General features: G+C 60.1%; 28 protein-coding genes. 6 read left to right on the forward strand and 22 right to left on the reverse strand.

The genetic code is table 11. The annotated features are described in order from the left end of the window. Nucleotides 1-122 precede the first annotated feature (122 nt). From MO767_RS27360 to nirS, 8 genes are read right to left on the reverse strand one after another with little or no spacing between them, the layout of a single operon-like run. Nucleotides 123-623: a nitrite reductase gene (locus MO767_RS27360; RefSeq protein WP_282483081.1), complete on the reverse strand. Its 501-nt coding sequence runs from the start codon at nt 621-623 to the stop codon at nt 123-125. Next, a complete protein-coding gene (locus MO767_RS27365; protein WP_282483082.1) occupies nt 598-1,041 on the reverse strand; it encodes an AsnC family transcriptional regulator in 444 nt (147 codons plus the stop codon). The genes MO767_RS27360 and MO767_RS27365 overlap by 26 nt, the downstream gene beginning before the upstream one ends. Next, nucleotides 1,034-1,549, reverse strand: a complete 516-nt coding sequence (locus MO767_RS27370) for an AsnC family protein (protein ID WP_282483083.1) — start codon at nt 1,547-1,549, stop codon at nt 1,034-1,036. The genes MO767_RS27365 and MO767_RS27370 overlap by 8 nt, the downstream gene beginning before the upstream one ends. After that, complete coding sequence (locus MO767_RS27375; protein WP_222586750.1) at nt 1,546-2,004, reverse strand: Lrp/AsnC family transcriptional regulator; 459 nt, start codon at nt 2,002-2,004, stop codon at nt 1,546-1,548. The genes MO767_RS27370 and MO767_RS27375 overlap by 4 nt, the downstream gene beginning before the upstream one ends. Nucleotide 2,005: 1 nt before the next feature. After that, nucleotides 2,006-3,184, reverse strand: coding sequence for a cytochrome D1 domain-containing protein (locus MO767_RS27380; protein ID WP_282483084.1), 1,179 nt, complete (start codon nt 3,182-3,184; stop codon nt 2,006-2,008). Beyond that, nucleotides 3,181-3,504, reverse strand: a complete 324-nt coding sequence (locus tag MO767_RS27385) for a cytochrome c (protein WP_282483085.1) — start codon at nt 3,502-3,504, stop codon at nt 3,181-3,183. Before MO767_RS27385 ends, MO767_RS27380 begins: the two co-directional genes overlap by 4 nt. 19 nt (nt 3,505-3,523) lie before the next feature. Beyond that, nucleotides 3,524-3,838, reverse strand: a complete 315-nt coding sequence (locus MO767_RS27390) for a c-type cytochrome (protein WP_056739447.1) — start codon at nt 3,836-3,838, stop codon at nt 3,524-3,526. Between the two features lie 24 nt (nt 3,839-3,862). Continuing rightward, on the reverse strand, nt 3,863-5,431 hold the full coding sequence (gene nirS / locus MO767_RS27395; RefSeq protein WP_282483125.1) for a nitrite reductase: 1,569 nt from the start codon (nt 5,429-5,431) through the stop codon (nt 3,863-3,865). 319 nt (nt 5,432-5,750) lie between these two features. Between nirS and MO767_RS27400 the strand changes: the two genes are divergently transcribed. The 3 genes from MO767_RS27400 to MO767_RS27410 are packed head-to-tail and all read left to right on the forward strand — an operon-like array spanning nt 5,751 to nt 7,393. Beyond that, nucleotides 5,751-6,554 carry a CbbQ/NirQ/NorQ/GpvN family protein gene (locus MO767_RS27400; RefSeq protein ID WP_046046542.1) on the forward strand — a complete coding sequence of 268 codons (804 nt, stop codon included), beginning with the start codon at nt 5,751-5,753 and terminating at the stop codon, nt 6,552-6,554. Further along, entirely contained in the window at nt 6,538-7,125 is a 588-nt protein-coding gene (locus MO767_RS27405) for a cytochrome c oxidase subunit 3 family protein (RefSeq protein ID WP_282483086.1), read from the forward strand. Before MO767_RS27400 ends, MO767_RS27405 begins: the two co-directional genes overlap by 17 nt. A 10-nt stretch (nt 7,126-7,135) precedes the next feature. Then, nucleotides 7,136-7,393, forward strand: coding sequence for a cytochrome C oxidase subunit IV family protein (locus MO767_RS27410; protein WP_282483087.1), 258 nt, complete (start codon nt 7,136-7,138; stop codon nt 7,391-7,393). A gap of 148 nt (nt 7,394-7,541) precedes the next feature. Here the strand turns inward: MO767_RS27410 and MO767_RS27415 are convergent, their stop codons facing one another. From MO767_RS27415 to MO767_RS27435, 5 genes are all read right to left on the reverse strand, one after another. After that, nucleotides 7,542-8,306, reverse strand: coding sequence for a hypothetical protein (locus MO767_RS27415; protein ID WP_282483088.1), 765 nt, complete (start codon nt 8,304-8,306; stop codon nt 7,542-7,544). Between the two features lie 500 nt (nt 8,307-8,806). Beyond that, nucleotides 8,807-9,562 carry an L-cystine ABC transporter ATP-binding protein TcyN gene (tcyN, locus tag MO767_RS27420; protein ID WP_282483089.1) on the reverse strand — a complete coding sequence of 252 codons (756 nt, stop codon included), beginning with the start codon at nt 9,560-9,562 and terminating at the stop codon, nt 8,807-8,809. A gap of 4 nt (nt 9,563-9,566) precedes the next feature. Continuing rightward, nucleotides 9,567-10,232: a cystine ABC transporter permease gene (tcyL, locus tag MO767_RS27425; RefSeq protein ID WP_033058489.1), complete on the reverse strand. Its 666-nt coding sequence runs from the start codon at nt 10,230-10,232 to the stop codon at nt 9,567-9,569. Beyond that, entirely contained in the window at nt 10,232-11,032 is an 801-nt protein-coding gene (tcyJ, locus tag MO767_RS27430) for a cystine ABC transporter substrate-binding protein (protein ID WP_129439443.1), read from the reverse strand. Before tcyJ ends, tcyL begins: the two co-directional genes overlap by 1 nt. Before the next feature lie 224 nt (nt 11,033-11,256). Beyond that, entirely contained in the window at nt 11,257-12,249 is a 993-nt protein-coding gene (locus MO767_RS27435; RefSeq protein WP_282483090.1) for a D-cysteine desulfhydrase, read from the reverse strand. A gap of 192 nt (nt 12,250-12,441) precedes the next feature. Here MO767_RS27435 and epsC point away from each other — a divergent pair, with 192 nt between their 5' ends. Continuing rightward, complete coding sequence (gene epsC, locus MO767_RS27440) at nt 12,442-13,368, forward strand: serine O-acetyltransferase EpsC (RefSeq protein ID WP_282483091.1); 927 nt, start codon at nt 12,442-12,444, stop codon at nt 13,366-13,368. Between the two features lie 441 nt (nt 13,369-13,809). Beyond that, a complete protein-coding gene (gene betT, locus MO767_RS27445; RefSeq protein ID WP_282483126.1) occupies nt 13,810-15,765 on the forward strand; it encodes a choline transporter BetT in 1,956 nt (651 codons plus the stop codon). Between the two features lie 8 nt (nt 15,766-15,773). Here the strand turns inward: betT and MO767_RS27450 are convergent, their stop codons facing one another. Then, on the reverse strand, nt 15,774-16,034 hold the full coding sequence (locus tag MO767_RS27450; protein WP_046045488.1) for a hypothetical protein: 261 nt from the start codon (nt 16,032-16,034) through the stop codon (nt 15,774-15,776). A gap of 80 nt (nt 16,035-16,114) precedes the next feature. Further along, nucleotides 16,115-16,264: an SDR family oxidoreductase gene (locus MO767_RS27455; protein ID WP_282483127.1), complete on the reverse strand. Its 150-nt coding sequence runs from the start codon at nt 16,262-16,264 to the stop codon at nt 16,115-16,117. A gap of 117 nt (nt 16,265-16,381) precedes the next feature. Between MO767_RS27455 and mgrA the strand changes: the two genes are divergently transcribed. Further along, nucleotides 16,382-17,419 (forward strand): L-glyceraldehyde 3-phosphate reductase, encoded by a 1,038-nt coding sequence (gene mgrA, locus MO767_RS27460; RefSeq protein WP_282483092.1) that lies wholly within the window; start codon nt 16,382-16,384, stop codon nt 17,417-17,419. A gap of 137 nt (nt 17,420-17,556) precedes the next feature. On the opposite strand, the gene tauD is transcribed toward mgrA, so the two are convergent. The 7 genes from tauD to MO767_RS27495 all read right to left on the reverse strand — a co-directional run bounded on the left by tauD (nt 17,557) and on the right by MO767_RS27495 (nt 25,783). Then, nucleotides 17,557-18,399 carry a taurine dioxygenase gene (gene tauD / locus MO767_RS27465; RefSeq protein ID WP_282483093.1) on the reverse strand — a complete coding sequence of 281 codons (843 nt, stop codon included), beginning with the start codon at nt 18,397-18,399 and terminating at the stop codon, nt 17,557-17,559. A 50-nt stretch (nt 18,400-18,449) separates the two neighbouring features. Further along, nucleotides 18,450-19,283 (reverse strand): taurine ABC transporter permease TauC, encoded by an 834-nt coding sequence (tauC, locus tag MO767_RS27470; RefSeq protein ID WP_282483094.1) that lies wholly within the window; start codon nt 19,281-19,283, stop codon nt 18,450-18,452. Continuing rightward, a complete protein-coding gene (tauB, locus tag MO767_RS27475) occupies nt 19,280-20,074 on the reverse strand; it encodes a taurine ABC transporter ATP-binding subunit (protein WP_282483095.1) in 795 nt (264 codons plus the stop codon). The genes tauC and tauB overlap by 4 nt, the downstream gene beginning before the upstream one ends. 15 nt (nt 20,075-20,089) lie before the next feature. Continuing rightward, nucleotides 20,090-21,067: a taurine ABC transporter substrate-binding protein gene (gene tauA / locus MO767_RS27480; RefSeq protein WP_282483096.1), complete on the reverse strand. Its 978-nt coding sequence runs from the start codon at nt 21,065-21,067 to the stop codon at nt 20,090-20,092. A gap of 255 nt (nt 21,068-21,322) precedes the next feature. Further along, nucleotides 21,323-22,906 (reverse strand): glutamate--cysteine ligase, encoded by a 1,584-nt coding sequence (gene gshA / locus MO767_RS27485; protein ID WP_282483097.1) that lies wholly within the window; start codon nt 22,904-22,906, stop codon nt 21,323-21,325. Between the two features lie 169 nt (nt 22,907-23,075). Continuing rightward, entirely contained in the window at nt 23,076-23,459 is a 384-nt protein-coding gene (locus tag MO767_RS27490) for a PaaI family thioesterase (RefSeq protein ID WP_282483098.1), read from the reverse strand. Beyond that, entirely contained in the window at nt 23,459-25,783 is a 2,325-nt protein-coding gene (locus MO767_RS27495; protein WP_282483099.1) for a Tex family protein, read from the reverse strand. Before MO767_RS27495 ends, MO767_RS27490 begins: the two co-directional genes overlap by 1 nt. Between the last annotated feature and the right edge of the window lie 282 nt (nt 25,784-26,065).

Below are 26,065 nucleotides of genomic sequence, written 5' to 3' on the forward strand. Positions count from 1 at the left end.
AAACCTGTGTGCGAGGTTTATCTGAAACACCGTATCGCCTGATTTCACGACTGCTTCGTCCGATCGCGGCCCGAGCCGAACGCAGCCTCGCAAGCTCGACAGCTGCTACAAGGTATGCGTTGCTAACTGACCGGAGGCAGGCGCAAGCCGGTTTTTTTCAGGATGCGGCTGCTCACCAGCATTTCTTCGGCCGCACAGGCGTCGCCCAGCAAGTAGCGCAGGTGCTCGCGGTAGCTGTTGATTTCATCGCTGCTGCGGCCATGAACCATGGCGAACAGGTTGTAGCGCCATTCGGTTCGGCGCGGACGGCGATAGCAGTGGCTGACAAAGGGTTGCGCGCCGATCAGCGCGCCCAGGCGCGGCATGTCGGTGTCGCGCACATCCCAGACCGTCATGCCGTTATGGCGATAGCCCAGCCGGTAGTGATTGGGCACGGCAGCGATACGCCGAATCGCGCCCTCGGCCTGCAAGCGTTTGAGCAGATCCAGGGTGGCTTCGATGTTCAGCCCCAGCTGTTCGGCGAGCCACGCCCACGGGTCGTCCAGCAGCGGCAGACCGGCCTGGGTCAACACGATCAGACGCTGGACGAGGGTATCTTCAGGCCGGGAAATACAGACCGACATGGTAGGTCTCCTCTTTGGGCAGGTTGAGCAGCGGCAGGCCGGTCAGGGTTTCTATGCGAAGAAGGGTCTCGGTCAGGTCATGTTCAGTTGCGCAGGCGAGCACGAACCACATGTTCCAGGCGTGCTCGCGTCGGTAGTTGTGCGCCACTTCAGGCAGGCCCTGCAGTTGCTCGGCAACCTCTTCAAAACGTTCTTCCGGCACCGCCAGTGCGGCGAGGGTGAAGGCGCCGCCCAGGCGTTCGATGTCGAACATCGGGCCGAAGCGCGTGAGCATTCCGTCAACGAGCAGGGTATGCACCCGGCCGAGTAGTTCAGTGCTGCTGGTCTCCAGTTCGGCGGCCAATACCCGCCAGGGGTGGCGCACCAGCGGCAGGCCCAGTTGCAAGCGGTTGATCAGGCGACGGTCGAGGTCATCCATGGGTCGGTGCTCCTGTTCGCGACGGCGCAAAGCGGCCGCCGCACTGCTTGAAGACGTACGTGCTGAACAGCAATTGATGGGGCAGGTCGCTCAGCAGATGCTCTTCAAGCAATGCGTGGATCTGCGCCTCCACCTGGTTACGTTGACGCCCGTGCACCATGCAAAACAGGTTGTAGCGCCATTGCGGCAAACGCCGGGGTCGTTGATAGCAGAGGTTAATGCCGGGCGCTCGCCCCAGGCGCTGGCCGACTTCGTCGATCAGCGCGTCGGGAATATCCAGCACCAGCATGGCGTTGGCGGTAAAACCCAGCGCGCGATGGTGCAGCACCAGGCCGATACGGCGAAACAGCCCTTGCTCGCTCCACTGACGCATTTGTTCGAGCACCTGGGTTTCGTCAGTCTTTATCCGCTCGGCAAGGGCCTGATAAGGGCGCGGTACCAGCGGCAAACCGGCTTCCAGGTGCCGACGCAACGCCAGCGCTTGTTGGGGGCTCAATCCAGGTTTCATGGGTTGTCTCCAAGGTCAAAGCCCAGGTCGATGCGGTAAGCGGTCAGCATCGGCAGGTCCAGCGGCATGAGACCGGTGTCGTTCTCAAGTTCCTTGAGCACACGGTCGATGTGTTGGCGATCAGGGCCGGTCAGCACAAACCACAGGTTGTAGAAATGCTCCCGTGCGTAATTGTGATTGACCTCGGGGTACTGACTGACGCGATCGGCCACCTGTTGCAGACGTTCGGTCGGGACGGCGAGGGCGGCGAGGGTGCTGGCACCGGCGCGGCTGTGTTCGAACACCGGGCCGATCCGGGAAAGGGTGCCGGCCTGATCCATTTCTTGCAGGCAGTCCATCACTTGCGATTCGCGGCAACCGAGGATCCGCGCCATTTCCTTATAGGGTGCCGCGCACAGCGGCATGCCGTGCTGGAAGCGTTCGATGAGTTGGCGGCTGAGCAGTTCAAGGTTCATTTCAGTACCCCATTTTCTGCGCGCGACTGCTGAAGAAGATGCCGCTCGGCGCACTGGCGGGCAGGGTGCTCAGCAGCTTCAGGCTGTACGGATCCCAGATTTGAACCTGATCGCCGTCGCGTGACGACAGCCACAGCTGGTCGCCGCGTGCGGTGAATTCCATGTGCAGCACCGCTGGCCCCGGGTGCAGATCGGCGACCACAGCATGGGTTTCGGTGTCGATGACCTGAACCCGGTCGTTGTCCGGGTAGGCGAAGTTGACCCATAGCTGCCGACCGTCCGGGCGCGACGTGACGAACACCGGTTGACCGGCCACCGGAATCACAGCGGTCTGCTGCCAGGTACGTGAATCCATCACCAATACCTGATGACGGCCGACGGCGGGCACGAAGGCCTGGTTGTCGGCGACGGCCCAGCCTTCCAGGTGCGGCATCTTGTAGACCGGGAGTTTCGCCTGGCCGCGTCCGTAGTCGCCGAGTACTCGCTGCACACCGCGCTCTGGATGCCAGAGGTCGAGTTGGGCCATACCGTCTTCACCAAACAGGCCGGCCATGTAATAGCGCCCATCGGGGGTAATCAGGGCGTCGTAGGGTTGCTCACCGATGCCGGTGAAACGGCTGATCTGCGGTGTGCCGCCCTGACTGAAATCGGCGGTCCAGATCTCGCCGGTATCGAACAGGCTGAACACAAAACGTTGCCCCGGCGCGTCGACCAGGCCAACCACCCGGGAGCGCTTGCTGCCATCGGCGAGCGGCGTGGCCGGAATATCGGCCACCTGTTGCAGGGTGTCGGCATTGAACACCTTGACCCCGCCGGGCACGTAGTTGGACACCGCGATCAATTTGCCGTCCTGGCTGATGGCGCCGCCAATGCTGTTGCCACCCTGGATCACACGATGGTCAATACGCCGGTTCAGCAAATCGATTTTGCTCAACCCGCCGTCGCGCCCGAACACATAGGCATAGCGCTGGTCACGCGAGAACACCACGGAGGCATGGGACAGGTCGCCGAAACCTTCGAGTCGAGCCAGCGCGGTGTGGGTGTCGCTTTCGATGATTTGAACGCTACCGGTGGCGCGCTCCACGACCACGCCCAGATCGCCAGTGCCGCGCAACGGTGGTTGAACGCAAGCGGACAACAACAGCCCGGTCGCCGCTGACAGCAGGATTGAACGGATCATGGTGCGGGATATCCCTGGAGAAGAAGATCGACCAGCCAACGGATGTCGCCGGGGCTGAGCAACGGAGCCCAACCGGGCATCGCGGTGCCGGGCCGGCCTTGGGAGACGGTGGCAATCAGGCTGTCACGTGACTTGCCGGCCAGCGCTGCGCGGGTCAGTTCGGGACCCAGCCCACCGGTGAGGTGCAGCCCATGGCAGGCGCCGCAGTCCTGGGTCAGCAGGTGTTCGAGTTGCGCCTGACGCTGGGCGTCCGGCGCCGCAACCGCAGTTGCGCAAATGAGGAGGAGGGCCGCCAGAATCACAGCGTGTCGATAAACCATCTTGACGCCCTCCAGGCAGTTATTTGAGTGTCAGTACCCAGGTCGCGAGAATTTTTGCTTCTTCTTCAGTGACCGGGTTGGCCGGCATGGGCATCGGGCCCCAATTGCCTTGTGTACCGTTCTTGATGTGGCCAGCCAGGGTGTCCACGGCCCCGGGTACGCCAGCGTTCTTGGCCGCCACATCCTTGAGCGCCGGGCCGACAATCTTGGTGTCGATGGAATGACAGGCTGCGCAGGGTTTGCTCTTGAACAGCTCCAGCGCGTCTTGGGCCATGGCCGGCTGCACGCTCAGCGCAGCGGTCAGGGCGAACAGTGAGAACAGAGTATTTTTCATGGTGTTTCCTTGCATTGATGGAGCTCAATAGATGTCGTGTTGGGTGTTGTAGACATTGAACTTCCCGGTGGGTGTGATCAGTCGTTTGTCCTTGATGACTGACTTGAGCTTCAGTGTTTTGTCGTCGATCACCACCAGCGCCGACTCGTCTGCCTGGCCGCTCCACACGGAGAACCAGACTTCATCGCCGGCCTTGTTGAATTCCGGTTGCACGACGCGCATCGCGCCTTGTTTGATGCCGGCGTATTCGGCGATGGGCAGCACGGTGTAGCCGGCATCGAGTTTGTCGATGTCGAACACCGCGACCGACTGGCTGAGCTTGGCGTCCGGGTTAAGGGTGGTGTCGACGTACAGGTGACGGGAGTTGGGGTGGGTTTTGATAAAGAGCGATCCGCCGCCCTGGCCCTTGAGTGAGGCGACCTGCTTCCAGGCGTATTGCGGGTGTTTGGTCGGGTCGGTGCCGATCAGCGAGATGCCGTCATCGCCCAGGTGGCTGGTGGCCCAGACCGGTCCGTAGGTCGGGTGGGTGAAGTTGGCGCCGCGACCCGGGTGAGGGGTTTTGCCGACGTCCACCAGCGCAGTCAACTTGCGCTCCTTGGAGTCGATCACGGCGACCTTGTTGGAGTTGTTGGCGGCGGTCATGAAGTAGCGATGAGTGCTGTCCCAACCGCCGTCATGCAGGAAGGGCGCGGCATCGATGTAAGTGACAGTGAGGTTTTTGATGTCCTGGTAATTGACCAGCATCACCTTGCCGGTTTCCTTGACGTTGACGATGAACTCCGGCCATTCGTGGGAGGCGATGATCGCCGCAACCCGGGGTTCCGGGTGGTATTCCTGCTTGTCGACGGTCATGCCACGGGTCGAGACGATCTGTTTCGGCTCCAGGGTTTCGCCATCCATGATGGTGAATTGCGGCGGCCAATAAGAACCGGCGATGGTGTACTTGTCCTCGTAGCCCTTGAACTTGGAGGTCTCGACCGAGCGCGCCTCGATGCCCACTTTGACTTCGGCGACCTTGGTTGGCTCGACCGGCCACAGGTCGATCATGTCGATCCGCGCGTCTCGACCAATCACCAGCAGGTAGCGACCTGAGGCAGAGATCCGCGAGATGTGCACCGCGTAACCGGTCTCGATGAGTTTGACGATCTTCTTGCTGTCACCGTCGATCAGGGCGATCTTGCCGTCATCGCGCAGCGTCACCGAAAACAGGTTGGGCAGGTTGAGTTTGCTCAGCTGCTTCTTCGGACGGTCCTCGGGTTTGACCAGCACCTTCCAGGTTTTCAGCGTCTCGGCCATGCCCCATTCCGGCGGAGTCGGCGGCGCGTGCTGAATGAACTTGGCCATTGAGGTGATCTGATCCTTGGTCAGCGCATTGGAGGTCCCCCAGTTCGGCATGCCCGCCGGAGAACCGTAGGTAATCAAGGCTTCCAGATACGGTTGTCCGCGACTCTGGGTGATGTCCTGTGTCAACGGTTTGCCCGTGGCCCCTTTGCGCAGCACACCGTGGCAGCCTGCGCAGCGCTGGAAGTAGATTTCCTTGGACGAGTCGAACTCGGCCTGGCTCATGTCGGGAGCGCCAGCGGTTTTGACCATGGGCGGGGTGGCCGCGGCGGCGGGCTCTTCAGCGCTGGCGGCATGACTCACCGCCAGGGCCAGTGCCGAACACAGCGTGGTCAGGGTCAGGGCAAACGTTTTTCTATTGCTGATCAGCATTCCATTTCTCCTCAGGCAAGACCTTTGCGATGTGCTGAAACGGCAGCGCAGAACGCAGGTTCTTAGTGCCGTGCAAGGCTATGCCCGAGCAGGCCAATGTTGGCTTGACGACGATCAAGTTTGTCGGCCATCTCACTTGCCAGGTTGTCGCAGGGGCCCGTAGCGTGTTCCTTGAATCCGCTTTTGGAACAGGCAGCCCATGGACCGTACCCAGTCTTGCGAACACCCGATCGAACCCTTCTACCAACCGCTGAATAATGAGGAGGCGCTGTTCGAACAAGCCTGGCGACACGGCATGCCGGTGCTGATCAAAGGCCCGACGGGCTGCGGCAAAACCCGTTTCGTCCAGCACATGGCCCATCGGCTGAAACTGCCGCTGTACACCGTGGCTTGCCATGACGATCTGAGCGCGGCCGACCTGATCGGCCGTCACCTGATCGGTGCCCAGGGCACCTGGTGGCAGGACGGGCCACTGACCCGCGCGGTGCGTGAAGGCGGCATCTGTTACCTCGACGAAGTGGTCGAGGCGCGTCAGGACACCGTGGTGGTGTTGCATCCACTGGCCGATGATCGTCGCGAGCTGTTTCTGGAACGCACCGGCGAAGTGTTGAAGGCGCCGCCGTCCTTCATGCTCGTGGTGTCTTACAATCCCGGTTACCAGAACCTGCTCAAAGGCATGAAACCCAGCACCCGCCAACGCTTCGTGGCGATGCGTTTCGGTTATCCGCCGGTGGCCGATGAGGAACGCATCGTTGCCCGCGAGGCTCAGGTGGACAGCGCACTGGCGGCGCAAGTGGTGCGGCTGGGGCAGGCACTGCGCCGGCTCGACCAACATGATCTGGAGGAGGTCGCCTCAACGCGACTGCTGATTTTCACCGCGCGCATGATCCGCTCCGGCATGAGCCCCCGTGAGGCGTGCATGGCCTGCCTGGCCGAGCCGCTCAGCGATGATCCGCTGACCGTTGCCGCGCTGATGGACGTGGTTGATGTTCACTTCGGCTGAGTCCACGGGCGTTTCGCAACGCCACTTGCCGGGCGATCTGGCGATGTGGTTTTTCATTCTGGCCGAGCTGTCGGTGTTCGCCATCCTGATCCTGGCGTTCTCCGTGACCCAGGCGCTCAAGCCGCAGATGTTCAGTGAAAGCCGTCTGTTGCTGAACACCTCAACCGGGCTGGCGATGACCCTGAGCCTGCTCACCGCGGGCCTGTTCGCCGCGCTGGCACAGGAGCAAGTCAGGCGCTCACGGTCCCGTCACGGCGCCGTCTTCCTGCTGATGGCGTTGCTCGCCGCCAGTGTCTACGTGGGGCTGAAACTCACGGAATACCGACACTTGCTCGCCTCGGGGCTGGGCATGGAGCACAACACCTTTTTCACCCTGTACTGGATCCTTACCGGTTTTCATTTTCTCCACGTAGTGCTCGGCATGGTCATTCTCGGATGGCTGGCCGAGCGCTGTCGCCGTGGCCTGTACGACGCCAACACGCGCAGCGGGTTTGAATCCGGCGTGCTCTATTGGCACATGGTCGATCTGATCTGGGTCATGTTGTTTCCGCTGGTCTACGTGCTGAGTTGACGAGGTTCTCATGTCTGTTTCCAGGATTTTGCTCGTCTGTTGGGCAGCGCTCGCCACGTTAAGCGTGTGCACCGTGGTGCTGGCACACGTTGGCGCGACATCGCTGCTGTCGATTGCCATTTTGCTGGTGGCAGTGGGCAAGGCGTGGTTGATCACCGACGGCTTCATGGAGATGCGCCACGCACCACGACTGTGGCGCCGATTGATGTTGAGCTGGGCGCTGGTGTTGGCGACTGTTGTGGGGCTGACGCTGATTTTGTTCCGGTAAACGATCCCTGTAGCAGCTGGCGAAGCCTGCGTTCGGCTGCGCAGCAGCCGTAAACCCTGAATGCACGGTGTAACTGACTGACCGCAGTGTCTGATTTCACGACTGCTGCGCAGCCGAACGCAGGCTTCGCCAGCTGCTACAAGGGATCTCAGCGTTTGCGGGGTTCGGCGGCCATGAGCATTTCTTTCGGTCGGGACCTCAAATAGGGATTGGCGCAACCAATCTTCAGCCTGCGCGGTGGTGCCCAGCGGGAGTTGTTACCCACCCGGTCGAGGATGCAGTAAGTCACTTCCAGCCGCAGGTCTTCGCCGGCTTCGAGAATGATCGCCGGCGGTACCCAGACCTGGATCGGCTGGCCGACATCGCCGGCCTTGAGTCGTGGCAGATCCATGCGTGCATCGCCCCAGCGCAGGGTGATTTCGTCGTCGGCGGCCATGTTCAGGTAAGGCTCGATGGTCAACGGAACGCCGCGCTTGATCTGGTTCGGATTGACCCCCTGACGGCGAATGGTCTCAGGGATGTTCACGGGCTCCAGACTCTGGTTTTCATCGCCGCACAGCGCCGACGGTTGGCCGCCGGGGCAGTCGAGTTTGACCTGCACTCGTCTGGTGGCCGAAAGGGTTGGCCCTTGCCCGATCTGCATGATCCGGTAGTGAACGCGCGAAGTGCCATTGGCGATGAAGCTCTGGGGCACGCGCAATTGGACCGGTTGGCCGACATCGTCGGCAGTCAGCACTCTGGAGGCCACGTAGCAGTTGTCCCAGAACAGTTCGATCAGGTCGCCTTCGTCCATGCCGGGGTAGGGCGCCACATCGATCAGCAGGTGCGCCGCCGAGGTGATATTGATGCAGGTCTTGTGAGATTGCGCCAGGGTCGGGGCCGCAAGTTCGGGTTTGTTCGAAGTGCTTGTCATGGGGTTCTCCTTGAAGCCTTGCAGCGAAAGTCCGTTTCTGAAAGTTCGAAAGACGTGAATTACCGAGCAACAAAGTTATTCGCTATTTATGAGGTTAAATAATGAATGAGTTTGAAGTTTAACGCCTGTTGGAGACTAGATAAGAGTGCGCTTGAATAGGTGTCAATAGAGTTTGCTAGTTAAGCTTGGAATCTAGCGTTATTCAGAAAAATCCTACGCATTGAAGTTAATAAGCTGCACCGCTCTGTCGACCTTTACCCTGTTTTATGGGCTTTCAGTGCGTTGCTGACGGCGAAGACCGGTTCGGTGAGGGCGCTGGGTTTGGCGAATTTTAGGCGAGGTTATTCTGTTGCAGGACATATATATGTACCGCACGCAGCGATAGAAAATTATCTATTGTTCAGGTGAGTGAATAAACGAAGAGAACGTGGCGAGGGATTTTTTAGTAGGGCTAGTTGTCACTTCCGTCCCTGGAAGTTAACAAGTAGTGAAGCAATGTTTCAGTGATGATCGTTATTCAGGAACTTGCTGAGGAACTGCTTCGTCCGCTCTTCTTTCGGATTGGCAAACAGCGCCTTGGCTTCGCCTTGTTCGACGATCACACCTTTGTCGAAAAACACCACGCGGTTCGCCACGTCCCGGGCAAAGCCCATTTCGTGGGTGACGATGACCATGGTGCGTCGCTCTTCGGCGAGGCTGCGAATGGTCGCCAGCACTTCACCCACCAGTTCCGGGTCGAGGGCTGAGGTGGGTTCGTCGAACAGAATCACTTCCGGCTCCATCGCCAGCGCGCGGGCAATCGCCACACGCTGTTGCTGACCACCGGAAAGGCGACGCGGGTACGCGTCTTCCTTGCCCGCCAGGCCGACCCTGGCTAACAGCTTTTTACCCAGGGCAACGGCTTCGGCGTGCGGGATCTTCTTGACGATGATCGGGCCTTCGATGACGTTTTCCAGGGCGGTGCGATGAGGAAACAGATTGAAGTTCTGGAACACGAAACCCACGTGCTGGCGCAAACGTCGCACCAGGCCTTGCTGCTGGCTCAGCGGGCGGCTGCCATCGATCTCGATGTCACCGACCTTGATCCGGCCGCTGGTGGGCTCTTCCAGAAAATTCAGGCAACGCAGGAACGTGGTTTTACCCGAGCCGCTAGGCCCGATGATCGCGACCACCTCGCCTTCCTTCACTTGCAGATCGATGCCGTTGAGCACCACTTGACCCTTGAACTGCTTTGTCAGTTTTTCCACGACAATCATTGGGTCAGGACTCCAGGTCGTGCCGATTGACCCGTGCTTCCAACTGGTTCTGCAGGTGCGAAAGCACCGTGGCCAGAATCCAGTAGATCAGCGCGGCGGCCAGATACATGGTGAAAATTTCAAAAGTACGGGCGGTAATCAGCTGCGCCTGACGGAACAGTTCCGGCACCTGAATAGTGGCTGCCAGCGCGGTGTCCTTCACAAGCGAAATGAAGCTGTTGCCCAGCGGTGGCAGAGCCGTGCGCATCGCTTGCGGCAGGATGGCCCGGCGCAGGGTCTGCGCGCGGGTCATGCCGATACTCGCGGCGGCTTCCCACTGACCGCGCTCGATGGAGCTGATCGCGGCACGCAGGATTTCGCAGGCATAGGCCGCCATGTTCAGCGAGAAGCCGATCAGGGCCGCCGGCAGCGGATCAAGTTCGATGCCCAATTGCGGCAAGCCGTAATAGATCACGAACAGTTGCACCAGCAACGGCGTGCCGCGAAAGAACGACACGTAGATGCGGGCGATCCAGCTCACCAGTTTGAAGCGGGACAGGCGCATCAACGCCAGACCAAACCCCATCACCAGGCCGAAGAACATCCCGCCCAGGCTCAGAATGACCGTGTAGTACGCGCCCTTCAGCAGGAAGGGCGCGGAATCCAGCGCGAGTTGGAAAGCTTCTTCCATTATTTAGTGACGTCAGCGCTGAAGTATTTTTCCGAAAGCTTTTTCAGCGTACCGTCGGCACGCAGCTTGTCGATGGCTTTGTTCACTGCTGCCAGCAATTCAGGCTCGCCTTTGCGCAGAGCGATACCGGCTTCCTGGCGGGAGAACGCTTCGCCGGCGGCGGTGGTGTCCTTCGCCTTCTTGGCGTATTCCAGCGCGGCGAGGCGGTCGATCAGAATGGCGTCGATGCGGCCGACGCGCAGATCCTGGAACTTGGTCGGATCATCGTCATAGGTCTTGATGATGGCTTTTGGCTGATTGTCCTTGAGCCACTGCTCGTAGTTGGTGCCCAGGCCTACACCGACTTTTTTGCCGGCCAGATCGGCGGCAGACTTGATGTTCAGCTCCGCAGCCTTCTTGGTCAGCACCAGCGCCTGAATCCCGGAAACGGTGTACGGCTCGGAGAAGTCATACTTCTTCTTGCGCTCTTCGGAGATGGTTACCTGGTTGATCACCGCGTCCAGACGTTTGGATTCCAGCGCCGCGAGGATGCCGTCCCATTTGGTCGGTTGCAGTTTGACCTTCACGCCCAGCTCTTTGGCCAGGGCTTCGGAGAACTCGACTTCGAAGCCGGCCAGCTTGCCGTCGGCGTCGACGAAACTGAACGGTGGGTAAGTGCCTTCCAGGCCAACGTTGATCACGCCAGCGTCTTTGATTTTTTGCAGCTGCTCACCGGCAACCGCTTGCCCCAGCAGACCGGCGCTCAGCGCCAGGCCCAGCGAACCAACCAGCAGGTTTCGACGTAGTGCGGAAAAATTCATGACAAGCCCCTGTGTTTTCTTATGAAGACGCTTTTAGGAATGTTGGCAAAATCGGGATTTGAACGACTGCAATATCCTGCCCTAAAGCATCGTATGCGTCTCGCTGCAAATTCGCCTGCGGCGTGACTATATGATGATGCCTTTAGATAGAAAAATATTAAATACTCAGCCTGTTATTCTTTTTTTGAATATATGGTGCCCTTGGAAAAGATCGCAGCCTTCGGCTACAAAAAGTCTTTGTAGGCAAACAGTGCCGGCGCCCCGCCGGTGTGCAGGAAGATGATAGGGCCGTCATTGAAGCGCTGGCGGCCGATGCCATCGAGCAAACCCGCCATGGCCTTGCCGGTATAAACCGGGTCCAGCAGCAAACCTTCCTGACTCGCCACCAGCTTCACGGCGGCCAACGTCCCGGCATTCGGTTCACCGTAGCGTGGGCCGAAATATTCGTCCCACAACTCGACCTTGAAACTCGCTGGCAGGCTCACGCCCAGCAGCTCGGCAGTGCGTTCGGCGAGGCCCTGGACTTTCGGGCGCTGGTCTTCGTCGCTGCGAGAAACCGTGACACCAATCACTGGCAAATCCGGCAGTGCTTCACTCAACGCCAACGCCAGACCGCTATGGGTCCCGGCGCTGCCCGAAGCCAGAACCACGGCGGCGAATGTCAGCCCGGTGTCCTTGATCTGCTCGGCCAATTCCAGCCCGGCGCGCACATAACCCAAAGCGCCCAATGCGTTGGAGCCACCAATCGGCACCAGATACGGCTTCTTGCCGTTGTTGCGTAGACGATCGGACAAGGCTTGCAGTTGTTCGTCGGCGTTGTCGAGGTTTTCCACCAGCTCGACCTTGGCGTCGAACAGGTCCAGCAACAGTCGATTGCCGTTACCGACATAGTTGGCGTCGTCGGTACCCAGGGGGTTTTCCAGCAGGGCTACGCAGCCCAGGCCAAGCTTGGCCGCAATGGCGGCAGTCTGGCGCACATGATTGGACTGAAGCGCGCCAGCGGTGATCAAGGTGTCGGCGCCTTGTGCCAGTGCATCGGCCGCCAGGTATTCGAGCTTGCGCAGCTTGTTGCCGCCCATCGCCAGCGGTGTCAGGTCATCACGCTTGACGTACACATCGCGGCCCAGCCAGGCCGACAGGCGTTCGAGTTTTTCCAGGGCGGTAGGATGACCGAGCAGGTCGAGGCGGTTAAAGCGGGAAAGCTGTTGTTTGATCATGGGGTCCGTACTGGCGGAGGGAGATGACAGGACTATAGGCACGCCTATTTAGCGGGGCAACTGCCAATCGCCTTATGCCAAAAAGTGCTGAGTACAGCGCAATCGGTTCTTAATTCGGCTTCCAGGCCATGCCGTAAAGTAATCGCCGTTGACGCGGCCAGACAGTCCGGCCGCCCGTAAGGAGTTTTTACCGTGAGCGAGCGTTCCAGTCATTGGCAACTGCAGACCATCGTCAGCCAACTGCGCACGGCGCGTGACCAGTGGCGCTTACAAAATGGCCGCGCCAGCACCGAACAGGGCGGTCGCGAGTTGCCTTCCCGAGCGGCCATGGCTGAGATTCTCGAAGCCCTCTGTGGCGCGTTGTTCCCGATGCGCCTGGGACCGGTGGATTTGCGCGAGGAAAGTGAAGACTTCTACGTCGGCCACACGCTGGACGTTGCATTGAACGCGTTGCTGGCTCAGGCGCGACTCGAATTGCGCTACGCCTCTTGCCACAGTGCCCAGGCCGACACTGAAGTCGAGGCCAAAACGATTCAGATCATTCAGGACTTCGCCCTCGCATTGCCGGAGCTGCGCAGTCTGCTCGACACCGACGTGCTGGCGGCCTATCACGGCGATCCGGCGGCTCGCAGCGTCGATGAAGTGTTGTTGTGCTATCCGGGGATTCTGGCGGTGATTCACCATCGCCTGGCCCATCATTTGTACCGATCCGGGTTGCCGCTGCTGGCGCGAATCAGCGCGGAAATCGCCCACTCGGCCACCGGCATCGACATTCATCCTGGTGCGCAGATTGGTCGCAGTTTCTTCATCGATCACGGGACGGGTGTGGTGATCGGCGAGACCGCGATCATCGGCGAGCGTGTGCGGATTTATCAGGCCGTGACTTTGGGCGCCAAGCGCTTCCCGGCGGATGAAGACGGCCAGTTGCAGAAGGGGCAACCGCGACATCCGATTGTCGAGGATGACGTGGTGATCTATGCCGGTGCGACGATTCTGGGGCGGATCACCATCGGCAAGGGCTCGACCATTGGCGGCAATGTCTGGCTGACCCGCAGCGTGCCGGCGGGGAGCAACCTGACTCAGGCGAATCTGCAGCATGATGACGGGGCGCAGAAGTAAGCCCGGAAATCTCTACTGACCGGACTGCCCTCATCGTCGGAACGCCGCCCGGAGCAAGCTCGCTCCCACATGGTTTTTCTGTTGTGTGCACATTGTGTTCGACGCAGGTCCCCTGTGGGAGCGAGCTTGCTCGCGATTGGATTTCAAACCGAGCCGGGATAATGGCATTTAGCTAATTTCCCACTGAACGAATCCTCCAAACCCCGCGTCATACCCTTCCTTGAGCTAGCGTACGAATAGTGCCGCCGAGCCTTGCGATTAGTCCTTAGCACCCTATTCATGTTTAACTTGAACGCTCATTCAAGTTAAACCGCCGGTTTGCTGCCCGCTCACAACAGGAGGCTTGCCTTTGCCGAGTCCGTTATTGATTGCCCTGTTTCATCCCCTCGAGGTGCACCTTTCATGAGTGCATCGCCCACCCCCGCCAGCGGTCAGGTCCGCATGAATCCGCCGGTGTTTTACTTCTCGGCGACGTTCATTTTGCTGTTCGGCATCATCGTCATCGCCATGCCTGAACAGGCCGGCGCCTGGCTTCTGGAAGCGCAAAACTGGGCGGCCAACACGGTCGGCTGGTACTACATGCTCGCGATGACCCTGTATCTGGTCTTCGTGGTGGTCACCGCCTTGTCCGGCTACGGCAAGATCAAGCTCGGTGCCGACCACGACGAACCCGAATTCAGTTATCTGTCCTGGGCCGGCATGCTGTTCGCTGCCGGCATCAGCATCACGCTGTTCTTCTTTTGCGTGTCCGAACCACTGACCCATTTGGCGCAACCGCCGCAAGGCGAGGCCGGCACGGCGGATGCAGCGCGTCAGGCGATGCAGATTCTGTTTCTGCACTGGGGCCTGCACGGCTGGGGTGTGTTCGCTTTCGTCGGCATGGCGCTGGCTTATTTTGCCTACCGTCACAACCTGCCGCTGGCCCTGCGTTCGGCGCTCTATCCGCTGATCGGCAAGCGCATCAACGGCCCCATCGGTTACGCGGTGGACGGCTTCGGCATCATCGCCACGGTGTTCGGCCTTGGTGCCGACATGGGCTTTGGCGTGTTGCACCTCAACTCGGGTCTGGACTATCTGTTCGGCATCGCTCACACCCAGTGGATTCAGGTCGGCCTGATCACGCTGATGATGGGCGCGGCGATCATCGTGGCGGTGTCTGGCGTCGATAAAGGTGTGCGGGTGATGTCCGACATCAACATGCTGCTGGCCTGCGCGCTGCTGCTGTTCGTGTTATTCGCCGGCCCGACTCAGCATTTGCTCAACACCTTGATCCAGAACATCGGCGACTACCTCGGTGCGTTGCCGATGAAGAGTTTCGACCTGTACGCCTATGACAAACCCAGTGACTGGCTGGGCGGTTGGACGGTGTTCTACTGGGCCTGGTGGATTGCATGGTCGCCGTTCGTGGGCCTGTTCATCGCACGGATTTCCCGTGGCCGGACCATCCGCGAATTCGTCTTCGGCGTGCTGCTGATCCCGCTCGGCTTCACCCTCGCGTGGATGTCGATCTTTGGCAACAGCGCCATCGATCAAGTCCTCAATCACGGCATGAGCGCACTCGGCATGTCGGCCATCGATAACCCATCGATGACTCTCTACCTGCTGCTGGAAACCTACCCGTGGAGCAAAACCGTCATCGCGGTCACGGTGTTCATCAGCTTCGTGTTCTTCGTGACGTCTGCCGACTCCGGCACTGTGGTGCTGTCGACACTGTCCGCCAAGGGCGGCAACCCGGATGAAGACGGGCCGAAATGGCTTCGGGTGTTCTGGGGCGCGATGACCGCGTTGGTGACCAGTGCGCTACTGTTCTCCGGCAGCATCGATGCGCTGAAGTCAGCGGTGGTGCTGACCTCGTTGCCGTTCTCGATGATCTTGCTGCTGATGATGTGGGGGCTGCACAAGGCGTTCTACCTGGAGTCGCAGAAACAGATCGCGCAACTGCATTCGCTGGCACCGGTGTCCGGATCGCGGCGTGGCGGCTGGCGTCAACGCCTGAGCCAGGCCGTGCATTTCCCGTCACGGGATGAGGTCTATCGCTTCCTCGATACGACGGTGCGCCCGGCAATTGAAGAAGTCTCAGCGGTCTTCGTCGAGAAGGGCTTGAAAGTGGTCACTCAGCCGGACCCGACCAACGACAACGTCAGCCTGGAAATCGGTCATGGCGAGGAGCATCCGTTCATTTACCAGGCGCAGATGCGCGGCTACTTCACGCCGTCCTTCGCCCGTGGCGGCATGGGTTCCAAGGAGCTCAACAACCGTCGTTATTACCGGGCTGAAGTGCATCTTGCAGAGGGCAGTCAGGACTACGATCTGGTGGGTTACACCAAGGAGCAGATCATCAACGACATCCTCGATCAGTACGAACGGCACATGCAGTTCTTGCATTTGGTGCGTTGATCGAACACTCACGTCTCGGTGGTCAACACCATGAACAACACCAGCGCCGCCACCGGTACACCGAACACGGCGCTGCCGACCACCAGTTCCGTGCTGAACGGCTGGCCGGCATTGACCATGCCGACCGCGCCGTTAATCAACGTCAGCGCCAGCCACAGCACGACAAAGCTGAAGGCCAGGGTCTGGCGGCTGAAGCCGATTTTCTCGCCGATGAACAGCATCAGCGCCAGGAGGATCAGGCCGAAGGTGATGATGATTGTGGTGTGCATGGTGTATCCGTCCTTTAGATGTGTGCTGTCTGTATAGCCTGCTCGCGATTGGGGTCACCTCGGTATCAGTTTGAGCATAGTTAAACCAACCCACCATTAACCCGCAGGATTTGCCCGTTGACCCAACCCGAATCCGGGCCGACCAGGAAGGGCACGACGCGGGAAATATCTTCTGGCTGCGCCAGGCGACGCAGAGCATGGGAACGATCAGCTGACGGCAAAGATGAAATCTGTGAAACGTTTCAGCATTTTCTCGGGTCCGAGGTTTATCGGCGTTTGTCTGGGCGTATGCTGGGCAACTTGCGAAGCAGTCGATACCAACTTCAAGACAGACAAGAGAGGATTCGATGACCTACACCGCTGCCGAAAACCGCTACGACTCAATCCCTTACCGCCGCGTCGGTCGCAGCGGGCTGGTGCTGCCGGCATTGTCTCTGGGCCTGTGGCACAACTTCGGCGACAGCACGCCGATCGACACCCAGCGTTCATTGCTGCGTACCGCGTTTGATCTTGGCATCAACCATTTCGACCTGGCCAACAACTACGGCCCTCCGTATGGCAGCGCCGAGATCAATTTCGGTCGTTTGCTGCGTGAAGACTTCAAGCAGTATCGCGACGAGCTGATTATCTCCAGCAAGGCCGGTTGGGACATGTGGGCCGGCCCTTATGGCCAGGGCGGCGGTTCGCGCAAATACGTGCTGGCCAGCCTTGATCAGAGCCTGCAGCGCCTGGGCCTGGACTACGTGGACATCTTCTACTCCCACCGCTTCGACCCGGACACGCCGCTGGAAGAAACCGCCAGCGCACTGGCCACCGCGGTACAGCAGGGTAAGGCGTTGTACATCGGTATCTCTTCCTACTCGGGGGTTAAAACCCGTGAAATGGCCGCGCTGCTGAAGGAGTGGAAAGTCCCGTTGCTGATTCACCAACCGGCTTACAACCTGCTCAATCGATGGGTGGAAAAAGACCTGTTGGATACGACGGACGAACTCGGTACGGGCGTGATTGCGTTTACGCCGTTGGCTCAGGGGTTGTTGACCGATAAGTACCTCAATGGTGTGCCGGCGGACGCGCGGGTCAATCGTCCGGGAGGTGGTTCGCTGCAGGCGGCGCACCTGTCCGAAGCCAACATCGCTCATGTGCGTGCGCTGAATGAGATCGCCAAGCGTCGCGGTCAGAGTCTGGCGCAGCTGGCATTGGCGTGGACGTTACGCGATCCGCGCGTGACGTCGGCGCTGATCGGTGCGAGCCGGCCCGAGCAGATTATCGAGAACGTCGGGGCGTTGAAAAATTTGAGCTTTAGCGCTGAAGAGCTGGCGGAGATCGACCGGTTTGCCCAGGAGGGCGGGGTTAATCTTTGGGAGAAGCCTTCGACGGCGGAGTAAGTGTTCGGTGCCGGATTTTCCGGCGCCTGTTGGATCGCCATCGCGAGCGAGCTCGCTCCCACAGGGGAGCGCATTCCAAATGTGGGAGCGAGCTTGCTCGCGATGGGGCCAGACCAGTCAATGAAGAAGTCATGGGGTTACCGAAAAAACGGCACATCCCCCAACACCGTCGCCCGCTGCATCACCCGCCGAGCCGGCCGGTAATCATCCACGGCGTAATGCTGTGTCACGCGGTTATCCCAAAACGCCACGTCGTCCTTCTGCCAGCGCCAGCGGATTGTAAATTCCGGCCGTGTCGCGTGGGCAAACAGAAACTTCAGAATCACCTCGCTTTCGGTTTCCGACAGTTCATTGATCTTCGACGTGAAGCCTTCATTGACGAACAACGACCGGCGTCCGCTCACCGGATGAGTGCGAATCACCGGGTGTGACAGCGGCGGATTTTTTCTGCGCGCTTCCTCCCACTGGGCCAAGGCTTGCGGCGTGTTGCCATAGCGCTCCAGCGGGAACGAGCGGGTGAAATCGTGGGTAGCCGTCAGCCCTTCGAGCAAGGTTTTCATCGGCGCGGACAACGCTTCATACGCCGCAATACCGCTGGCCCACAACGTGTCGCCACCAAACTCCGGCAACAACTTGGCGCTGAGTACCGCGCCCATGGCCGGCGTCGGCAAGAAGGTCACGTCGGTATGCCAGATGGCGTTGTCGCGCACGTCAGTGACGGCGGTGTCGAGGATCAGCACTTCTGGCTGTTCCGGCACGTTCGGGTAAATCGGGTGAATGTGCAGGTCGCCGAAATTGGCGGCGAAACCGGCCTGTTGCTGCGGTGTGATCGGCTGATCGCGAAAGAACAACACTTGATGTTTGAGCAGCGCCTGCTCGATGGCGTCGCGCTGTTCCAGGTTCAGCGGTTGGCTGATGTCGACGCCGCTGATGTGTGCGCCGAGGGCGTAGCTTAAGGGGACGATGGTCAGGTTGCTCATGGTCTTTCTCTTCAATCCGGGGCGCCGAGCTTTTTGTGGGAGCGGGCTATTTAGTGAGCCTGGCCATGCCACGGCACCAGTTTGCGTTGCAAGGCGCGCAAGCCCATCTCCATGGCGAAGGCGATCAGCGCGATCACCAGAATCCCCAGCACCACCACATCGGTGACCAGGAACTGCGCGGCCGACTGCACCATGAAGCCCAAACCGCTGGTGGCGGCGATCAATTCGGCGGCGACCAGCGTCGACCAACCCACACCCAGGCCAATCCGCACACCGGTCAAAATGTCCGGCAACGCGCTCGGCAGAATCACATGGCGAATCAACTGCGCCCGGGTCGCGCCTAACGACTGCGCCGCGCGCAATTTGGCCGGGTCAACCGTGCGCACGCCGGTCGCCGTAGCGATGGCGATCGGGGCGAAGATCGCGAGGTAGATCAGCAAGACTTTCGACAGCTCACCGATGCCGCACCAGATCACGATCAGCGGCAAATAAGCCAGCGGCGGGATAGGGCGGTAGAACTCGATCAGCGGATCGAGAATGCCGCGGGCGATGCGGTTGTGGCCGATGGCGATTCCAACGGGCACGGCGGTCAGCACCGCGAAGCCCAGGCCCAGACCGATTCGGCTGAGGCTCGCGCCAAGGTGCTGCCATAACGTTGAATCCATGTAGCCGGTGGTCACCAGCAGCCAGCCTTTTTGCAGCACGGCAAAGGGTGGCGGCAGGAACAGCGGTTCGATCATTCCAGTGGCGGTGACGGCCCACCAAATGACCACGAGTGCGACGAGCGTCAGCAGACTGATCCAGCGAGTACTAAGGCTGCGACGAACAGGAATCACCGTCGAGTGCGGTTTGACCGTGACGGCCGGAATCTCATAGCTGCTCATACGGTCTCCTGCCGCTGGGCGGCGCTGCGTTGGGAGAACACTTTGGCGAGCACGTGTTCGCGGGTTTCGATAAAGCGCGGGTCGGATTTGATTGATCGAGCCGACTCCCCAGCGGCATAACGCTGACCGAAATCCAGGCTCAGGCGTTCGACGATTTGCCCAGGATTCGGCGCCAGCAGAATCAGACCCGTGGCGAGAAACACCGCTTCTTCGATGTCGTGGGTAATCAGAAATACCGGTTTTGCGGTGCGCTGCCAGACTTGCAGCAGCAACTCCTGCATCTGTTCGCGGGTGAAGGCATCGAGGGCGCCGAAGGGTTCGTCCATCAGCAAAACGCGCGGATCAGCAGCGAGGGCTCGGGCCAGGCCGACTCGTTGCTTCTGGCCGCCCGAAAGCTGCCAGATTCGACGGTTTTCGAAGCCGGAAAGGTCCACCAAGGCGAGCATTTCCCGGGCGCGCAGTTCACGTTTTTCCCGCGCAATGCCGGCCAGTTCCAGACCGAAACCGACGTTGGCCAGCACGTCCTGCCAGGGCAGCAGGGCATCGTCCTGGAACACCACGCCGCGTTCGGCGCTCGGGCCTTTGACCGGCACGCCATCGAGGGTGATGCGCCCGGCGCTAGGCTCGACGAAACCGGCAATCAGGTTCAACAGCGAGGTCTTGCCACTGCCGGACGGGCCGAGGGCGACCAGCAACTGCTGGGGCCCAAGACTCAGGGAAATCTCCGCCAGTACCGGTTCCGGGCTGCCTGGGTACTGTGCGCTGATGCGCTCCAGCTGAAGCAAAGCCATCGCGGTTAACTCCGATCAGTTGGTGATGTATTTGGCGCTGACATACGGGGCGTAATCCGGCAGCACGGCTTCAACCTTGCCTTGTTCTTTCAGGAACGTGGCGGTGTCGGTGATGGCCTTGGTGGTCGGTGCGCCGAGGGTGATCACCTGATCAGCCGCCAGTGGGAAGACGTTGCCTTGCAGCAGCAATGGAATGTCGCTGGCCTTGGCGCCGGAGAGTTTCACCAGTTTGTCGACATTGGATTGATTGGCGAGCCAGGCTTTTGGGTCTTTGCGGTACTCGGCGTAGGCATCCAGGGTCACTTTGGCGAACGCGGTGACGATTTCCGGGTGCTTCTCGGCGAAGTCTTTACGCACGATCCAGGCATCGAAGGTCGGCGCGCCGAACTTGGCCAGTTCACCGGAGGTGATCAGCACTTTGCCGTTTTCCTTGGCGACACCGAGGGCTGGGTCCCACACGTAAGTGGCGTCGATATCACCGCGTTTCCACGCGGCAATGATGGCTGGGGGGGCAAGGTTGAGGACGGTGACTTTCGACGGGTCGATGTTCCAGTGCTTCAGCGCGGCCAGCAGGCTGTAGTGGCCGGTGGAAACGAACGGCACGGCGATTTTCTTGCCGATCAGGTCCTGCGGGGTTTTGATCCCGGAACCATCGCGGGCAACCAGGGCTTCAGCGGCGCCGATCTGCGTGGCGATGAGAAAGGTTTCTACCGGGACTTTGCGGGTGATTGCTGCGGTCAGAGGGCTGGAACCGAGGTAACCGATCTGCACGTCGCCGGAAGCGATGGCGGCGATGATATCGGCGCCGTTGTCGAATTTGCGCCAGTCGATTTTGGCGTTGGTGGCTTTTTCGTACGCGCCGTCGGCTTGGGCGACTTTGGCCGGGTCTACGGTGGTCTGGTAGGCGACGGTGACGTCAGCCGCCTGGGCAAAGAAACTCACCGCAGCCAGAGACGCGGCCGCCAGCAGGCGAAGGGGGAAAGTCAATTTCATTGAGAAGCTCCTTGTCAGGCGACCGAGAGTCGGCGTGAAAAGGAGACTAAATGATATAAGAATCCGAAAATAAATAACTTTTTCGAATGAGCTTATGAGCGGAATATTCTAAAGGATCAAAAGATCGCAGCCTGCGGCAGCTCCTACAAAGGTAGCGTGCGAATTCGAAATTGCGTGGTGCGGGCAAAAAAAATCGCAACCTTGGCACCGTCCCGTAGGAGCTGCCGAAGGTTGCGATCTTTTGACAGGCGCTGCTTAGTTGCTGATTGCCAAAATACTCGCCTGATACGACCCGACAAACACATCGAAATCGCCGACTTCGTTCTGCTCCAGCTCAATCTGCTCGGCCAGCGACGAACGCGCCCGGTCTTCAAACTTGGCTTGATCATCGCCATTCAACGGCTCGCTGCGGAAAAACTCCGCATGAGCCTGGCTCTGACGCAGGGAGAACTGGCTGAAGCTCTCTTTGTGCTCAGCCATCGCTGCCAGCACCTGAGCCGATGGCGTCAGGGACGGGTCCTTGACCTTGGCCAGCTGCGCATCCAATGCCTCGCTATGTGCATCGCCGCCATGACTCTGATCCAGCATCGCCGCCAGGGGTGCAATCTTCTCCAGCAACTCGCTGGCCCACTCTCTCAGGTCCACCGGATGACCGTCGCGTTGCAGTTGCAGGCCCGGACGGCGACCTTCCTTGACCACGCTGAGGAAGTTCGAGGTCGCGTTGCCGCACGAGGTATTCGTCAGCAGCGGGCTGTCGTTCAGCGCGCAGTACAACAGGAATGCGTCGAGGAACCGCGACTCCGGTAGATCGATGCCCATTGGCAGAAACGGGTTGATGTCCAGGCAACGCACTTCAACGTACTGAATGCCACGGGCCACCAGCGCCTGGATCGGCCGTTCACCGGTGTAGGTCACACGTTTCGGGCGGATGTTGGAGTAGTACTCGTTTTCGATCTGCAGGATGTTGGTGTTGAGCTGAACCCACTCTCCGTCCTGATGCGTGCCGATTTCGACGTACGGCGCGTAAGGCGTTGCGACCGCTTTGCGCAGGCTGTCGGTGTAGCTGGCCAGATCGTTGTAGCACGGCGTCAGACCGGCCTGGGCGTTGCTCTGGTAACCCAGGTCACTCATGCGCAGGCTGGTGGCGTACGGCAGGTACAAGGTGTCCGGGTCCAGTTGTTCCAACTGGTGCGAGCGACCACGCAGGAAACCGGCGTCCAGCGCAGGCGAGGCACCGAACAGGTACATCAGCAGCCAGCTGTAGCGACGGAAGTTACGGATCAGGGCGATGTAGGCCGACGACTGATAGTCGCGGTCGGTGCCGACAAAGCCTTCAGCCTCTTTAAGCAGCGGCCAGAGCTTTTCCGGCAGGGAAAAGTTGTAGTGAATCCCGGCGATGCACTGCATGGTCTTGCCATAGCGCAGGGCCAGGCCCTTGCGGTAGACGTACTTGAGCTGACCGATGTTGGAGGTGCCGTAATAGGCGATCGGGATGTCTTCCTCGGCCGGCAACGGGCACGGCATCGATGGACTCCACAGGTACTCGTTGCCGAGCTTGCTGTAGGCAAAACGGTGGATCTTGTCCAGGCTCGCCAGAGTGTCCGCCGGGTCGGGCAGGGCGGGCGTGATGAACTCCAACAGCGACTCGGAATAGTCGGTGGTGATTTGTTCGTTGGTCAGCGCGGAACCCAATGCTTCCGGGTGCGGCGTTTGCGCCAGGCGACCTTCGCCGGTCACGCGCAGGCATTCACGTTCGATGCCGTGAAGGCACTGTTCGAGCAGAGAGAGGTTAGCGCGCTCGCCGAGCAGAGCCAGGCGGCGGTTGAGAAGTTCGCTCAAGTTGGATTCCTTCACGCGTCAGTCGCCCCAATATGGGGGTGGGCAAGACGGTCTACAAGGGTGAAGTTAAAACTGGCGTTGTCGCCTGGTTTTGGATCGCCGCAATCCCATAGGAAACTCCGACGCTGCGGTCACAGCGCCGAAATTAACTCAAATCGATGACGGGTAGCTACAGGACAGCGAACGTGCCTTGTGCTTTTGCGACGAGTTTGTCGCCTTGCATCACGTCAGCTTCGACCACCAGCGTGCGGCGGCCCGGGTGGATCACCCGCGCGGTGCACATCACTTCACCGTCTGCGACGGCGCGAATGTAATTGATCTTGCATTCGATGGTAGCGCTCTGCTGGTCAAAACCATGGGTGCTGGAACAGGCCAGCCCCATGGCAATGTCCACCAGACTGAACAAGGCCCCGCCGTGCAGCTTGCCGCCGCGATTGCGCAGCTCTGGTGCAAGCCCGAGGGCGACTTGCGCCACCCCGGTCTCCAGACTGTGCAAGTGACACCCCAGCAACTTGAAAAAAGCGCTTTCGGTCAGCCCGGCCGGGATGTCCATCAGCGTTTCTTCAACTGCTTGGCGTTGGCGAACAGCGACGCCATGGCGTTGTTGGCCGGAGCCGCCGCCGTGGTTTCCTTACGCGGTGCGGTGTTCTGGGACTGGCGTGGCGCCGAACCCGGACGTGCACCACGGGCACCGTCGATTTTCTCGCCCGGCGTGTCGCTCATGCGCATCGACAGGCCAACGCGTTTGCGCGGGATGTCGACTTCCATGACCTTCACTTTCACCACGTCACCGGCCTTCACCGCTTCACGCGGATCCTTGATGAACTTCTCCGAAAGCGCAGAGATGTGCACCAAACCGTCCTGATGCACGCCGATGTCGACGAAAGCACCGAAGTTGGTCACGTTGGTCACCACGCCTTCGAGGATCATGCCCAGCTGCAGGTCCTTGAGGTCTTCGACGCCTTCCTGGAACTCGGCGGTCTTGAACTCGGGACGCGGATCGCGGCCAGGTTTTTCCAGCTCTTGCAGAATGTCGGTGACCGTTGGCAGACCGAAGGTTTCGTCGGTGTACTTTTTCGGATCAAGACGCTTGAGGAAGCTGGCGTCGCCGATCAGCGAGCGAATGTCGCGGTCGGTCTCAGCGGCGATGCGCTGGACCAGCGGATAGGCTTCCGGGTGAACCGCGGACGAATCCAGCGGGTTGTCGCCGTTCATGACGCGCAGGAAGCCAGCGGCCTGTTCGAAGGTTTTCTCGCCCAGACGAGCGACTTTCTTCAACGCCGCACGGGTTTTGAACGCGCCGTGTTCGTCGCGGTGGCTGACGATGTTCTGCGCCAGCGTCGCGTTGAGGCCGGAGATGCGGGCCAGCAGCGCCACGGAAGCGGTGTTGACGTCGACGCCGACGGCGTTCACACAGTCTTCGACCACAGCGTCCAGGCCGCGCGCCAGTTTCAGCTGCGACACGTCGTGCTGGTATTGGCCGACGCCGATGGATTTCGGGTCGATCTTCACCAGCTCAGCCAGTGGATCCTGCAGGCGACGAGCGATCGACACCGCGCCACGGATCGACACGTCGAGGTCCGGGAATTCCTTGGACGCCAGTTCCGACGCCGAGTAAACCGATGCACCGGCCTCGGAGACCATGACTTTGGTCATCTTCATGGCTGGGTATTTTTTGATCAGTTCAGCGGCCAGCTTGTCGGTTTCACGGCTGGCGGTGCCGTTGCCGATGGCGATCAGGTCCACTGCATGCTTGGCGCACAGGGCAGCCAGAATCGCGATGGTCTGGTCCCATTTGTTGTGCGGCACGTGCGGGTAAACCGTGGCGTGATCCAGCAGCTTGCCGGTGGAATCGACCACGGCCACCTTGCAACCGGTGCGCAGGCCCGGGTCGAGACCCAGTGTGGCGCGCGGGCCAGCCGGCGCTGATAGCAGCAAGTCGTGCAGGTTGTGGGCGAACACGTTGATCGCTTCGGTTTCTGCGCCATCGCGCAGTTCGCCCAGCAGATCGGTTTCGAGGTGGGTGTAGAGCTTGACCTTCCAGGTCCAGCGCACCACTTCGCCCAGCCATTTGTCGGCGGCGCGGTTCTGGTTCTGGATGCCGAATTGCTGGCCGATCATGCCTTCGCATGGGTGCATGGCGCCCGGCAGTTCATCGCCGACTTTCAGCGCCGAACTCAGAATGCCTTCGTTGCGGCCACGGAAAATCGCCAGCGCGCGGTGCGACGGCATGCTTTTCAGCGGTTCATCGTGTTCGAAGTAGTCGCGGAACTTGGCGCCTTCCTCTTCTTTGCCGGCGATCACGCGGGCGCTGAGGGTGGCTTCCTGCTTGAGGTAGCTGCGCAATTTGTCCAGCAGGCCGGCGTTTTCGGCGAAGCGTTCCATCAGGATGTATTTGGCGCCTTCGAGAGCCGCCTTCACATCGGCGACGCCTTTTTCGGCATCGACGAAGCGCGCGGCTTCGGCGTCTGGTGTCAGGGTCGGGTCGTTGAACAGGCCGTCGGCCAGCTCGCCGAGGCCGGCTTCCAGGGCGATCTGGCCCTTGGTGCGGCGCTTCTGCTTGTACGGCAGGTACAAGTCTTCGAGGCGGGTTTTGGTGTCGGCGAGTTTAATGTCGCGTTCAAGTTGCGGGGTCAGCTTGCCTTGCTCCTGGATGCTGGCAAGGATGCTGATACGCCGTTCGTCGAGTTCTCGCAGGTAGCGCAGGCGCTCTTCCAGATGACGTAGCTGGATGTCATCGAGGCTCCCGGTCACTTCTTTCCGGTAGCGGGCGATGAAGGGAACGGTAGAGCCTTCATCGAGTAGCGCGACGGCCGCTTCGACCTGTTGTGGGCGTACACCGAGTTCCTCGGCGATGCGGCTGTTGATGCTGTCCATAAAACCACCTGACAAATTGTGAAAGCAGGCTCGCAGGCGCAGAGATAAGGGCTCGGCGAGTCTGGTTGAGCGGCCTGGCCTGCGCCGCTACCTGGATCAACAGGTATCCCGTTGACCCGTGAAATCGAACAATTACTGCCCGTGCCATGAAAATAAAAAACGGCCACCTACAGTAATGATCAGACGTTGCCTGACACAAAAGGCCGCGCATTATAACCAGCGTTCTGTCATTCGGGGGCATCGCAGGCTGTAGGCATAAAGACCGGATTTCTGGCGATGAAG

Source organism: Pseudomonas sp. UYIF39 (genome assembly GCF_029963765.1).
GTDB lineage: Bacteria > Pseudomonadota > Gammaproteobacteria > Pseudomonadales > Pseudomonadaceae > Aquipseudomonas.